This is a genomic window from Halomonas marinisediminis (assembly GCF_004347715.1).
Lineage (GTDB): Bacteria > Pseudomonadota > Gammaproteobacteria > Pseudomonadales > Halomonadaceae > Halomonas > Halomonas icarae.
Window position 1 is genome coordinate 70615 of sequence record NZ_SLTR01000002.1, and the last position, 13650, is coordinate 84264.

Annotated in this window: 9 protein-coding genes and 2 riboswitches; of the genes, 2 read left to right on the forward strand and 7 right to left on the reverse strand. The window is 66.6% G+C overall.

From position 1 onward, the window contains the following. Positions 1-151: 151 nt before the first annotated feature. The 3 genes from E0702_RS02085 to E0702_RS02095 all read right to left on the reverse strand — a co-directional run bounded on the left by E0702_RS02085 (position 152) and on the right by E0702_RS02095 (position 4782). On the reverse strand, positions 152-1306 hold the full coding sequence (locus E0702_RS02085) for an aminotransferase class V-fold PLP-dependent enzyme (protein WP_132041318.1): 1155 nt from the start codon (positions 1304-1306) through the stop codon (positions 152-154). Positions 1307-1423: 117 nt separating this feature from the next. After that, the gene (pta, locus tag E0702_RS02090) at positions 1424-3601 is read right to left on the reverse strand and encodes a phosphate acetyltransferase (RefSeq protein ID WP_132041319.1); all 2178 of its coding nucleotides are present in this window, start codon (positions 3599-3601) and stop codon (positions 1424-1426) included. Then, positions 3598-4782 carry an acetate/propionate family kinase gene (locus E0702_RS02095; protein ID WP_132041320.1) on the reverse strand — a complete coding sequence of 395 codons (1185 nt, stop codon included), beginning with the start codon at positions 4780-4782 and terminating at the stop codon, positions 3598-3600. The genes pta and E0702_RS02095 overlap by 4 nt, the downstream gene beginning before the upstream one ends. A gap of 154 nt (positions 4783-4936) precedes the next feature. Here E0702_RS02095 and E0702_RS02100 point away from each other — a divergent pair, with 154 nt between their 5' ends. After that, the gene (locus E0702_RS02100; protein WP_240721648.1) at positions 4937-5848 is read left to right on the forward strand and encodes an EamA family transporter; all 912 of its coding nucleotides are present in this window, start codon (positions 4937-4939) and stop codon (positions 5846-5848) included. A 20-nt stretch (positions 5849-5868) separates the two neighbouring features. On the opposite strand, the gene E0702_RS02105 is transcribed toward E0702_RS02100, so the two are convergent. Next, positions 5869-6738, reverse strand: a complete 870-nt coding sequence (locus E0702_RS02105) for a diacylglycerol/lipid kinase family protein (RefSeq protein ID WP_132041322.1) — start codon at positions 6736-6738, stop codon at positions 5869-5871. Between the two features lie 218 nt (positions 6739-6956). Between E0702_RS02105 and E0702_RS02110 the strand changes: the two genes are divergently transcribed. Further along, positions 6957-7457, forward strand: coding sequence for a porin family protein (locus tag E0702_RS02110; RefSeq protein ID WP_132041323.1), 501 nt, complete (start codon positions 6957-6959; stop codon positions 7455-7457). A gap of 60 nt (positions 7458-7517) precedes the next feature. Here the strand turns inward: E0702_RS02110 and thiC are convergent, their stop codons facing one another. From thiC to E0702_RS02125, 3 genes are all read right to left on the reverse strand, one after another. Next, the gene (gene thiC / locus E0702_RS02115; protein WP_132041324.1) at positions 7518-9407 is read right to left on the reverse strand and encodes a phosphomethylpyrimidine synthase ThiC; all 1890 of its coding nucleotides are present in this window, start codon (positions 9405-9407) and stop codon (positions 7518-7520) included. A 79-nt stretch (positions 9408-9486) separates the two neighbouring features. Beyond that, positions 9487-9609: riboswitch (TPP riboswitch) on the reverse strand. Positions 9610-9711: 102 nt separating this feature from the next. Further along, positions 9712-10380, reverse strand: coding sequence for a thiaminase II (gene tenA, locus E0702_RS02120; protein WP_132041533.1), 669 nt, complete (start codon positions 10378-10380; stop codon positions 9712-9714). A 72-nt stretch (positions 10381-10452) separates the two neighbouring features. After that, positions 10453-10576, reverse strand: a riboswitch (TPP riboswitch). A 60-nt stretch (positions 10577-10636) separates the two neighbouring features. Continuing rightward, positions 10637-13615, reverse strand: coding sequence for a hypothetical protein (locus E0702_RS02125; protein WP_132041325.1), 2979 nt, complete (start codon positions 13613-13615; stop codon positions 10637-10639). Positions 13616-13650 lie beyond the last annotated feature (35 nt).

Here is a 13650-nt window from a genome sequence, read left to right on the forward strand (position 1 = left end):
TCGATACCGCGTGGCTCTGGCGGTGCCTGAGTGAGAACTGAACCGGCGATGACATGATCACAAGTACGAAGCGGGCGGCCCCAGGGCCGCCCGCTTCTTTACTACATCAGTGATACATCAGCTCGAGTTCTCGAACCTTCGAGAACCGACGCTATGCTTCGTCGGGTGTGGGCTGATTCGGCTGCGCGATCTTCTCCAGGGCCTGGCGCAGGCTATCGATGGCGCGCTGATGGTGGTGAAGCTTCTCCATCCCGAACAGGCCGATGCGGAAGGTCTGAAAGCCGTCGCCCTCGTCGCACATCAGCGGTACCCCGCCGGCGATCTGCAGGCCCTCCTCGGCGAAGCGGCCCACCATGCCGGGGTCATCGGTGTAGCTGACCACCACGCCGGGCGCCTCGTAGCCAGGGGCGGCCACGCTCTTGAACCCGAAATCGGCAAGCAGTTCACGCACGCCGCTGCCCAGTGCCTGCTGCTCGTCACGCAGCGTGTCGAGACCGTACTGATCGATCTCGAGCATGACATCACGCAGCTTGACCAGGCCGTCGGTGGGCAGGGTGGCGTGATAGGCATGTCCGCCGTTCTCGTAGGCCTCCATGATCGTGAGCCATTTCTTCAGATCACAGGCAAAGCTGGTGCTGGTGGTCTCCTCGATGGTCTCGCGGGCCAGCCGCGACAGCATCACCATGGCGCAGCAGGGCGAGGCGCTCCAGCCTTTCTGCGGGGCGCTGATCAGCACATCGACGCCGAGATCCTGCATGTTGACCCACATGGCGCCGGAGGCGATGCAGTCGAGCACCAACAGGCCACCCTCCTCGTGGATGGCGTCGGCTACCTGACGAATGTAGTCGTCCGGCAGCATGATGCCCGAGGCCGTCTCAACATGCGGGGCGTAGACGATATCGGGCTGGGCGTCGCGAATGGCGTCGATCACGTCCTGGAGCGGTGCAGGAGCGAACGGTGACGTGGCATCGTCCTCGTCCAGGCGACGCGCCTTGCGCACATTGACGTCGCCGGCGATGTGGCCCATCTCGAGAATCTGGCTCCAGCGGTAGCTGAACCAGCCGTTGCGCAGGATCAGGGCACGCCGGTTCTTGGTGAACTGGCGGGCAACGGCCTCCATGCCGAAGGTGCCGCTGCCGGGCACGATCACCGTGCTGTGGGCGTTGTAGACCTTCTTGAGGTGTGCGGAGATATCGCGCATCACCTCCTGGAAGCGCGCCGACATATGATTCAGCGAGCGGTCGGTGTAGACCACCGAGTACTCCAGCAGGCCATCGGGGTCGACATCGGGAAGCAAGCCGGGCATCTCTCTCTCCATGGTTGTTCTGGCCTTCCAGTGTGAAGGCGATTGGTGTCTCAAGCATATTCCCATTGCCCGTTCGGGGCCAGCCGTGGCAGCGGCTCCAAAAGGGCAATGGCACGCTTAACCAGGCTGGTTCGCCTGGATGGCGGTGAGGGCGATGGTATAGACGATATCGTCGACCAGCGCGCCACGCGACAGGTCATTCACCGGCTTGTTGAGGCCCTGCAGCATGGGGCCGACGCTGACCACCTGGGCGCTGCGCTGCACCGCCTTGTAGGTGGTGTTGCCGGTGTTGAGGTCGGGGAACACGAACACCGTGGCGCGACCGGCTACCGGGGAGTCGGGTGCCTTCTGACGGCCCACGCTCTCGATGGCGGCGGCGTCGTACTGCAGCGGCCCGTCGATGCAGAGCTCGGGGGCACGCTCCCGGGCCAGGCGCGTGGCCTGACGGACCTTCTCGACGTCGGCACCGGAGCCGGACTCGCCGGTGGAGTAGCTGATCATCGCCACCCGTGGCTCGATGCCGAAGGCCGCCGCCGAGCGGGCGCTCTGAATGGCGATCTCGGCGAGGGTCTCGGCGCTCGGATCGGGGTTCACCGCGCAGTCGCCGTAGACCACCACCTGCTCGGGCAGCAGCATGAAGAAGATCGACGATACCTGGCGGTAGTCCGGCGAGGTCTTGATCAGCTGGAAGGCGGGGCGCACGGTGTTGGCAGTGGTGTGCACCGCACCGGAGACCAGGCCATCGACCTCGTCCTCGGCCAGCAGCATGGTGCCGAGCACCACGTTGTCCTGCAGCTGGGCCTCGGCGGTGAGCTCATTCAGCTTGCCGGCACGCCGCGCCACCATGGGGGCCACATAGCGCGACCGGATGGTATCGGGGTCGATGATCTCGAGCCCCTCGGGTAGCTCGATGCCGCGCTGTCGGGCCACCTCCTCGATCTCCTCGCGTCTGCCGAGCAGCACGCACCGCGCGATGCCGCGTTGCTGGCAGATTACCGCCGCCTCCACGGTGCGTGGCTCGCTGCCCTCGGGCAGCACGATGCACCGGTCGGCCTGCTGGGCCAGCTGTACCAGCTGATGGCGGAAGGCGGCGGGGGAGAGTCGACGGGGGTAGCCGCGGCTCAGGGTGGCCTTGAGCCAGTGCAGATCCAGATGGCTGGCGACGAAGCGAGTCACCTGCTCGGCGCGCTCGGCATCATCGATGGGAATATCGTTGGCCATGCGGTCGAGGCTCTTGGCGGTCTCGAAGCTGTCCGAATCGACAGTCAGCACCGGCAGACCGGTGCGCAGCGCGGGGCGGCAGATCTCCACCATCGACTCGCCGGGCTGTTCGCCGTGGGTGAGCAGCACGCCGGCCAGGGGCACGCCGTTCATGGTGGAGAGGGCGGCGGCCAGCAGAATATCGTCCCGGTCGCCGGGGGAGACGACCAGTCGCCCGGGCTTGAAGACATGCAGTGCGCGGTAGGCGCTGCGCGCGCACAGGCTGGTACCCATCACCCGGCGCGTGTCGGCATCGCCTTCATGCAGGAAGCGGGCGTCCAGCGCGCGGGCCACATCGATGATGCGTGGGGCGGAGAGGGCGTCGTGCCAGGGCACGGCACCGATCAGCCGGAACTGTTCGCCATCCAGCGCCGGCAGGTGCTGGCGCAGGATCTCGGCAAGCGCCCCGTTGCCGTGGGCGGCCAGTTCCGGGGCGGCCAGCGAGGAGTTGCCGGGAGTGTCGGGCAGCGGACGCACGCGCATCAGGATGCACCCCAGGGTGCGCGCGGAGCGCGTGCCATCGAAGGGCTGGGCATGGATATCGAGCTGCTCCGCCAGCTGGCGCGGATTGTCGAGGTCGCCATCGGCCACCAGGATCACCCGGGCGTCCAGGGCGCGAGCCAGTTCGGCATTGAGCAGGCCGGCGTAGCTGCTCTGGGGGCCGGCGACCAGTCCCTCGACGACGACCAGATCCGGGCAGGTCTCCTCATCGCCGCAGGCGACGCGGGTGTGCCGGGCGACGGCTTCTTCCATCAGTTCGGCAATGCGGTCGTCGCGCAGCAGCCGCTCCAGGCGTGACTGGGGGAGCGGCTCGGGAGGCGTGAGCCCCAGGGTGGTTCGGGCCAGCGCCGTGGAGCGATCCGAGCCGGGCCCGTTGATGTCGTCCTGACGAAATGGGCGCATGAAGCCGGCCCTGAGACCCAGGGTATCCAGGGCGCGTATCAGGCCCAGGCAGGCCGAGGTCAGGCCGACATTGGCGCCGGTGGGGACCAGCAGCAGGGTACGGGGTTCGGGGCGTGTCGCGCTGGTGCTCATGCGGGGGCCTCGCTGAGGAGTTGACGGGTCTCGAAGGCGATCTGGCCCTCTTCATCGGTGGGAATCACCCACAGCTCGGGGCCGCTGTCATCGGCATCGATGCGCCCCTCCTGGCCGCCCACGGTGGCGGCGTTGGCGGCTGCCGAGAGGCGCAGCCCGAAGTGGGGCAGGGCCTCCACCACCCGGGCGCGTACCGCACTGGCGTTCTCGCCGATGCCGCCGGTGAAGACGATGCCGTCGAGCCGGGGCAGGGCGCAGGAGAGGGCGGCCAGGGACTTGGCGATGCGATAGCAGAACACCTCGATGGCGAGCTCGGCGCCGCGATGGTGCTCGGCGGCGGCCTGCTCCAGGCGACGCATGTCGTTGGAGAGCCCGGAGAGGCCCAGCAGGCCGCTCTCCCGGTTGAGCAGGGTGTCGATGCGCTCCAGCGACCAGCCGAGCTGTCGGCTCAGGTGGGCATGCAGGCCGGGGTCGACATCGCCGCTACGGGTGCCCATCACCAGGCCCTCCAGCGGCGTCAGCCCCATGCTGGTATCCACGCTCCGGCCCTGCCATACCGCGCAGGTCGAGCAGCCGTTGCCCAGGTGGGCGGTCAGCCAGCCGCCATGGGGACGGCTGGAGAGATGATCGACGCGCTCGCTGACATAGGCATGGCTGCTGCCGTGGAAGCCGTAGCGACGAATCCCGTGGCGGGCGTAGAGATGCTGGGGCAGGGCATAGCGGTAAGCGCGTGGCGGCAGGCTCTGATGAAAGGCCGTATCGAAGACCGCGATCTGGGGCAACTCGGGAAACAGCTCGAGAGTGGCGCGTACCCCCACCAGGTTGGCGGGGTTGTGCAGCGGTGCCAGGGCCCCGGTGCTCTCGATGGCGCGCAGCACGGCGGGGTCGATGCGGGTGGCGGCGGTGAAGCGCTCGCCGCCATGCACGATGCGGTGACCCACCGCGGCCGGCGCCGGACCGCTCAGGGCGTCGAGGATCGCCGCCATGGCTTCGGTATGGTCGGCGCCGTGCAGTGGCCGGGAGAACTCGTGGCCGTCGGCATCCATGCCCTTGAGACGCGCGTCGCCGCCGCCAAGACGCTCGGCCAGGCCCGACTGGCGTGGCTGGCTGGGGGCGTCGGAGACCACAGCATACTTGATGGAGGAGGAGCCGCAGTTGATCACCAGGATCGGGTCACGCATCGAGGAGCCTCGTGGAAAGAATAAGACGTTAGGCTACCATGGGGCTTCAATCTCAGTCGTACCCGTCACTTGATGCGCGTCATGCTTCGGTTCGAAGCATCGGCCGCCATACCGTTCAGGTTCTCCCCACTGACTGCTTATGCAAGGAAGCTTCATGCCGAAAGCCGCCGCACTGCCTCGTCCACTGGCCATCATGCTGCTGTGCAGTGTGGCCACGCTGTTTGCCACCAACCACGTCGCCGCCCGGGTCGCCTTCGATGAGGGTACCGGACTGCTGCTGGCGATACTGGTGCGCTCCTGTGTGGCCCTGTTGGTGCTCGCAACCCTGATGGTGCTGCAGCGCAAGTCGTTGCGCCTGCCGGCGGGTACCGCCGGTTGGCAACTGTTGGTGGGGCTATTGATCGTGGTGCAGAGTCTCTCGCTCTATTCGGCGGTGGCGCGGATTCCGGTGGTGGTGGCGCTGCTGCTGATGAACACCGCGCCGATCCAGCTGGCGCTGCTCAGCTGGGCGCTGGGTGGGCCGCGACCGACGCTGCGCGCGGCGCTGGTCATGGGGGTGATTCTCGCCGGCCTGGTGGTGGTGCTGGATGTGCCGACCTGGCTTGCCGATCCCGCTGCCATGGGGCCCGACTGGCTGCTTGGCGTGGGCCTTGGGCTGACTGCCGCGCTGGTGTTCGCCGTGGCCATCTGGATCACCGAGCATCGCCTGGCCGTCGTGGGCAGTACCCTGCGCAGCCTGCTGACCATGCTCACGGTACTGGTCAGCATGCTGGCGGCAGGCGCCGCCGGCCTGGTACCGGGCGGCATGGACCTGCCCCAGAGCGCTGCTGGAGCCTGGGGGCTGGCCGCGCTGGCGCTGTGCTACGGCGTGGCCTTCTCCATTCTGTTTATCAGCGTGCCGCGCCTGGACATGGCGCGTAACGCCCCGGCCATGAACATGGAGCCGGTGGCGGCGCTGGTGCTCGGCTACCTGGTACTTGGCCAGACGCTGTCGTCCGTGCAGCTGCTGGGCGGCGGCATGGTGCTGGCGGGCATCGTGATACTGAGTCTCTCGAAACAGGAGTGAAGGGCGGGAGCAAGAGGCGCCTATCGCTTGCCGGTAATCACCGGCAGGGCGCCCTTGTCGATACGCAACTGCAGCTCGGCGAACTTGCCGAGCAGTTCGCCGTCGGCCGTGATTCGATGCTGTTGCTCCATCTGGATGCGACAGTCGGCGGTGGCGTACTGCTCGACGCTGTCGTTATCGCTGGGGGTCGCTCCTTTATAGCGAGTCACCAGAAAGGTCCACAGCAGCTCCCACCAGGGGCGAGGGCGCACGGCAATGAGGGTCAGTCGTCCACTCCGGGGTGAGGCACCCGGGACTCGCGTGCCGCCGCCGAAGAAGCTCCCCGAGGCGATGGCCAGGGATAGCCAGCGCCCCTCGATGCGCTCGTCATCGGTGTGGATGGTGGCCTTGAAGCCACGCGTCAGACCCAGGCGGCGCAGCTGCGGCAGCATGGCCGCATAGCTGAAGCGACCCAGCCAGCGCTTGAGGCGCGTCGAGGCCTGGGTCGTCGGCAGGGTGCCCAGGCCGATATGCACCACATTGAGGAACAGCTGGTCGTCGAGCCAGCCGACATCGACCCGTTCGACTCGTCCCCTGGCGATAACCCTGCACAGGGCGTCGGGATCATCCGGCAGGTGGAGGTTGCGCGAGAAGTCATTGGCGGTGCCGGAGGGCAGCACGCCGAGGGTGGCACCCCGGTCCAGGCACACCCTGGCGGCCCGGTTGACGGAGCCGTCGCCGCCGGCGACCAGCACGGTGTCGTCGGTATCAAGCTCTGTCTCCCAGTCATCATCGCCCAGGTCACGAACCTGGTGTGGCGTGATACCGGCCCGCTCGAGGCGCGGCTTCCAGAAGTCTGCGCCGCGGGAGCCGCTTCCGGCACGGGTGTTGGCGATCAACCAGTAACGCATCCCTGGGTCCTTTCCCGATGAGTAAGCCCTGCCTGCGTAGGTATCTGCGTGGCACCTGCGTGATAGAGGAGTATAGCCAGGCGGGGTGGGTCATGGTATGTCGCAACTGGACGACACCCTTATAGCGCAACGTTGCACATTTGTCCCTTGATACTTCGTCGTAGAGGGGCCACACTTGGGGGTGTTAGGAAACACTGTTCGTTAATGAGGAGTGCGTTATGAAGACCCTTACCATTGCCGCTGTGACTTCCGCCCTGCTTGCCGCCGTTGCGACCGCCGCCCAGGCCCAGCAGCCTCCCTATCCCCAGGGCTATGTGGGCGGTGACGCCATGTTCTGGGAGCTGAACCCGGATGGCCCGGCAAGCAGCCGCGACAGTGTCGGCCTGCGGGTCAACGGTGGCCTCAAGTTCAACGACTTCTTCGCCGTGGAGGGTCACCTGGGAGGTGGCGGCTCCGATGGTCCGGTCGAGCTGGACTCCCTGGTGGGGCTCTACGCTAAGGGCATCCTGCCGGTTTCCCAGGAGTTTCGTCTCTATGGCCTGGCCGGCATGACCGAGGTGGATGGAGATGTCGATAGCGAGTCCGGCTTTTCCTACGGCGCCGGTGCCGAGTTCGACGTGGCGCCCAATGTGGCACTGGGTGCCGACTACATGCGCTACCTCGACGAGGATCAGTACACCTTCGATGCGGCAAGCGTGGGTGTGCGCTACCGCTTCTGATACTCGCTGGCAGTTCCGTCGATGCAAGCGCCCCCACCGTTCGGTGGGGGCGTCGTCTTGTCAGACTGGCTTGTAGAGTTCGGCGCCCTGGTCGCGGAACTTCTCCGCCTGGGCCTCCATGCCCTGCATCACGGCCTCGGCATCGCCGTCCAGATTGTGCTTGGCAGCGTAGTCACGCACCTCCTGGGTGATCTTCATTGAGCAGAACTTGGGACCGCACATGGAGCAGAAGTGCGCCACCTTGGCCGAGTCCTTGGGTAGCGTCTCGTCGTGGTACTCCCGAGCGGTATCCGGGTCCAGGCCGAGGTTGAACTGATCCTCCCAGCGAAACTCGAAGCGCGCCTTCGATAGGGCGTTGTCGCGGCGCTGGGCGGCCGGATGGCCCTTGGCCAGGTCGGCGGCATGAGCGGCAATCTTGTAGGTGATGATGCCGGTCTTCACGTCGTCCTTGTTGGGTAGGCCCAGGTGCTCCTTGGGAGTCACGTAGCAGAGCATGGCGCAACCGTACCAGCCGATCATCGCCGCACCGATGCCGGAGGTGATGTGATCGTAGCCGGGCGCGATGTCGGTGGTCAGCGGCCCCAGGGTGTAGAAGGGCGCCTCGTCGCACTCGACGAGCTGCTTGTCCATGTTCTCCTTGATCAGGTGCATGGGCACGTGGCCCGGTCCCTCGATCATCACCTGGACGTCGTGCTTCCAGGCGATGCGGGTCAGCTCACCCAGGGTCTCGAGCTCGGCGAACTGTGCCTCGTCATTGGCGTCGGCCACCGAGCCGGGGCGCAGGCCATCGCCCAGCGAGAAGGCGACATCGTAACGCTTGCAGATTTCGCAGATCTCCTCGAAATGGGTGTAGAGGAAGCTCTCCCGGTGGTGGAAGAGACACCACTTGGCCATGATCGACCCGCCCCGGGAGACGATGCCGGTGACTCGCTTGGCGGTCAGGGGCACGTAGCGCAGTAGCACCCCCGCGTGGATGGTGAAGTAGTCCACGCCCTGTTCGGCCTGCTCGATCAGGGTATCGCGGAACACCTCCCAGGTGAGGTCCTCGGCCACGCCGTTGACCTTCTCCAGGGCCTGGTAGATCGGCACGGTGCCGATCGGCACCGGGGCGTTGCGGATGATCCACTCGCGCGTCTCGTGGATGTTCTGCCCGGTGGAGAGGTCCATGATGGTGTCGGCACCCCAGCGGATGCCCCAGGTCATCTTGTCGACCTCGTCCTCGATGGAGGAGGTGACCGCCGAGTTGCCGAGGTTGCCGTTGATCTTCACCAGGAAGTTGCGGCCGATGATCATCGGCTCGGACTCCGGGTGGTTGATGTTGCAGGGGATGATCGCCCGGCCGGCGGCCACCTCGTCGCGCACGAACTCCGGGGTGATCTCCTCGGGCAGGCGGGCGCCGAAGCCCTGGCCGGCGTGCTGGTGGCCGAGGATGCGCTCGACCTCCGCCGTCCCCAGCGCCTGGCGACGCTGGTTCTCGCGGATGGCGATAAACTCCATCTCCGGGGTGATGATGCCCTGGCGGGCGTAGTGGAGCTGGGTGACGTTCTTTCCTTCCTTGGCGCGACGGGGCGTGCGGGTCAGGTCGAAGCGCAGGTTGGCGAGCATCGGGTCGTTGGCCCGGCGCCGTCCGTATTCGGAGGTCGGACCGTCGAGCCACTCGGTGTCGCCGCGTTCATCGATCCATGCCCGGCGCAGCTCGGGCAGGCCCTTTCGCAGGTCGATCTTGGCCTCGGGGTCGGTGTAGGGGCCGGAGGTGTCATAGACAAGCAGCGGTGGGTTCTCCTCATCGGCGCCTGAAGTCCTGGTCGGCGAGAGAGTGATCTCGCGGAAAGGCACACGGATATCGGGGCGCGAGCCCTCGATGTAGAGCTTGCGCGAGCCGGGTAGCGGCTGGATGGCGGCCTCGTCGACGCGGGCGCTCTCGGCGAGGAAGTGGGCGGTCTTGCTCATGGTGTTCTCCCCTGGATTGTCGGGGTCTTGTTCAGGGAGGACACAGGCGGGGAGGACAGGGGCCACGGCGTCGGGCGCACGCGGCCTGTCGCTTGATCCCTACGCTGGTCCTAACCAGTTCAGGTTCAACGGGATCCATGCTGTGTCTCTGGTGAGAGAGGCATGATCTCAGCCGTCTTCAACGGCACCCCGTCAAGCGTGGTGTTGCCCGCCACCAGGCGGGCCGTATTGCATCATAAGGCCTGTTTAGTTCGGGCTGACAGCCTTCTCCGTCGCTTCCCGTCTCAATAACCGATATACGCCATCAGTCGGCGAGGTCCAGCCCCATCTGCCAGAAATCGATCTCCAGGCGGGTGGCGTCGCGGAAGATGGTGGCCAGCTGTTCGAACCGCTCGGGCGTGACATCGGCCAGGCGGGCGTCGAGCCAGGCGATCTCGTCGCGCATGGCGGCCTGGAACTCGTCACTCTCATACATCTGCAGCCACTTCTCGAAGGGGTTGGCCTCACCGCGAACGGTAAAGGGCTGCTTGGCCTGCCACTGGGAGATGACCCCATAGCCGACCAGGCAGGGGGCCAGGGCCACGTGCATATCGAGCAGATCGCCACGGTTGCCGGTATCCAGCACATAGCGGGTATAGGCCATGGTCGCGCGGGCTTCTGGCAGGCCGGCCAGGTCGGTCTCCGAGATACCCCATTCGCGGCAGTAGTCGATATGCAGGCCGAGTTCGACATCGATGATGGTCTTCAGGCCATCCAGGCTATGGCGCAGCTCGGTGATATCGCGGCTCTTGTAGGTCGCCAGCGCATAGGCTCGCCCGAAGTGAATCAGAAACAGGTAGTCCTGCTTCAGGTAGTGGCGAAATGCCTCTTCCGGCAGGGTGCCGGCGGCGAGCTGGCGCACGAAGTCGTGCTCGATATAGGCGCGCCAGTCTTCGTGGCAGGCCTGCGTAAGGTCACTGAATCGATAGCCCATCATGCCTCCGGTCAAGCTAAGCAATCCGGCAGGTGGTAGAGGGCGTAGGCGGAGGGTAGGGGCAGAGAGGTGGCCTGGCTACCGCTTGATTCCTACGCCGGTACTAACCGGATCAGGTTCAACGGGCCTCGTCGTGATGACAGTCACTGCCATGGGACGATCTCAGCCGGTTCCACCGGCACCCCGTCAAGCGAACGCCCAGTCTAGCAGGTCGCTCGCCGCTTTCCAGTCGCCCGCCGCTTTCCAGTCGCCCGGCTCAGTCGGTCTCGAGGCGTAGGCTGTCGAACCATGTCTCGCTCTCGGGCAGTACCAGCTCGCTGGCCGGCCGGCCACTGGCGTACCACGCCCGGGCGTTGCGCAGCTGCCAGCGACGCCCGCCATCGTCGATGCCGATGCCTAGCCGCAGCGGCCCGTAGCGGGCGAAGGCGCGGCCGACGAGCCGTGAATCGCGCAGGGCCAGGTTGGCCAAAAGCTCCAGGCGATCGCCGCCCCGCACGTCGAGGTTCTCCAACCGCACGCTGTTGTCGCCGAGGATAACGCGTGCCTCGCCCTGCACCTCGCCGAGGGTGAGGCGTTTGCGCAGCCAGCGTCGCTCTCGGGCGGCGTCGACGAGTAGATTCACCAGCAGGCCGCTGTCGCGCATGGCCAGCTCCAGTCTGGCGTCGAGGGTCAGCGGCGTCTCCCAGCGCAGGCGTCCCTCGGGGAGGGTGAGCCGTGCCCACCAGCCGCGGCTGAGGTTGCCGGCGGCATCGGTCAGACGCACGCCGTCCAGGCTGAGCCGTGAGCCGGAGATATCGAAGTCGAGAGTGTCCAGATGGCCGTCGGTGAGTCGGGTATCCAGATGCAGGGTGCCATCCAGGGTCTGCTTATGCACGGCGAGTCGAGCCTCCGGTGCATGCAGCTCCAGCCGGCCCTGGGCACGCATGCCCTCGAGCTGCAGCTGAAGGGCGAGGCGCGCCTGACCGGCGAGCAGCTCGAGGGTACTACCCGGGGGCAGATAGTCGTTGAACGCGGCGAGATCCGGTGCCACGAGATAGGGGATCTCGATGCGCGTATTCAGCTCGCTCAGCCCCTGGGACATATCGAGATGGCGTGCCTGGCTGCGAATCTCCAGCAGCCGCCCCTCGATCAGGGCGCCTGCGTCCGCCTGGCGACGCAGGCCGAAACGAGGCATCGACAGATGAAGCTCTGCTCCGGGGTCAGTGGTCGTAAGGATCAGCGAGCCGTCACCGAAAGCCTCGTAGTGCAGAAAGCGAGTCGCCAGCCGGTCGGAGTGAAGCCTGAGCTCGCTGCCGGCGACGATATCGCCGTCGGCGAAGCGCAGGTCGGTGCTCAGGCGTCCGCCGCCCTGGATGGTCACGCCATGTTCTGCGGGCAGAAAGGCGTTGATAAAGTCGAGTCGGTCGAGCAGGCCGTCCAGGCGTAGCGTGCCAGAGAGAGGCCTGGCCGGCGTATCGCTGCCGGGCCAGTCGCGGCCGCCCTGGAGCCTTGCTTGGCGGGCCACCAGCTGAGTCTGCACAGGTTCGGCACTGTTCGTCGATGCCTTGACGGTCAGGCGGCTGCCGGAGAGGTCCAGGCGCTGGCTGGCGGGGTGGAGGTCGCGCAGCTCCAGGGTCAGATCCAGCTCGCCGTTGAAGGCCTCCTGCAGCAGGCGGCCTTCGATGGCATCCCCGCTCAGGGTGACTCGTCCCTGAGCGCGCTCCCCGGCGAACAGCAGCCGACCGTCGCTGCTGGCTCGACCGCCATGGAGTCGCAGCGGAGACGACGACGGCAGATAGCCATCTAGCACCGCCACGTCGGGGAAGCGCGCATCCCGCCACTCGACCTCGACGCGGGTGGCAAGCTCGCTCTCGGCGTCTGCCTGGGCGCCGTCATCGAGTTTTCGCCAGTTCAGCGGCGACCGGAAGCGGGCGACAGGTAGCTCGAGCAGGGCGGAGAGTGGCGCCTCCTCACTCGAGGCGGCGGCCTCGAGATGTAGGCGCGTGCCGGAAACGTCCACACTGTCCTCTCCAATGTCGAGCTCGACGATGGGCAGATGCAGGTCCAGCCGGCCGCGCAGGGGCTGCTCGCCGAGACGGACCGATATGGCGTCGCCCGTCAGGTCCAATCCGCCGGTGAGGCGCTGGTCGGCATACGTCAGATTTCCCTCTAGCCGTGCCGAGCCCCCCAGCAGCGTTAGCGGCACCGGCGCGGGAAGGTAGTGATCGAAGCTGGCAACATCCTGCGCCTCGACGTTGCGCCACTGCAGTTCCGCGCGCTGCAGCGTATCCGGTGGCGCATCCAGGCGCAGCACGGGGGTCTCGAGGGTCAGGCGGAACCCATCACCGCCGATCACAGGCCGTTGTGAGGCGGTGTCGGTCATCGCCTCGGACATCACCACCTGGTCGAGCTCGAGAGTCAGGCGAGCCCGTTGTGCCACCTCGGCCTCGATGGCCCCGCTACCTTCGATCCGATAGCGGGATCCGCCTTCCAGCCAGTGGCGCTCGTCGAGCCGCACGCTCAGGCGAGGTGAGTTCAGACGCAGACGGCTGCCCGGTAGCACTTCGCCGCGCTCGATGGCGATGTTACCCGTCAGGTCGCCGCTACCGTCGATCGCCAGCCAGTCCAGCGCGGCGAGATAGGGGCTGAAGACATCATAGGCGTCGCTGCGCCCGGCCAGGGCGAGGGTGCCGGAGAGAAAGCGTGTCGCCTCGCCGCCGGGATGCTCGGCCAGGATCAGCGGGGCCAGGCGAAGCTCGGCATTCAGCGCCACGGCTTGCGCCAGTACCCTGTCGCCGTGTCGGATGATCCCGTCTTCCAGTGCCAGCGCGATGCTATCGGCGCCTATCTCGCCGGCGTGCCAGTGGACTCCTGCCAGCCGCAGCGTGCCCTTGCCCGCCAGGCGGTAGGCGTCGAGGCTGGCGTGGCGGACCCTCTCGGCTTCCAGAACGTGAACCCTGATCTCTCGGTGGAGCAGGGGGACGAGCGCAAGGTTCAGGGTGGCGCGCTCGGCCGCCAGGGTCACGTCACGCTCGGCGGCACTGCCGGACAAGCGTAGCTGGGTGACTTCGACTCGGCCGGGAACCACCGTCCAGGCGTGCTGCCACTCTACCGTCAGCCGCGGTGCATGATCGAACTGAGCACGGCCCCAGGCACTGGCGAGAAGGGCGTTGGCCGCGATGAGGTAGATGCCGTAGAGCACTACCGGAGTCAACCCGAGCCATAGCAGTGCCTTGAGTGGCCTGGCGCGGGTCATGGATGACGTACGTCGTAGTGAAATCGTAGTGACAT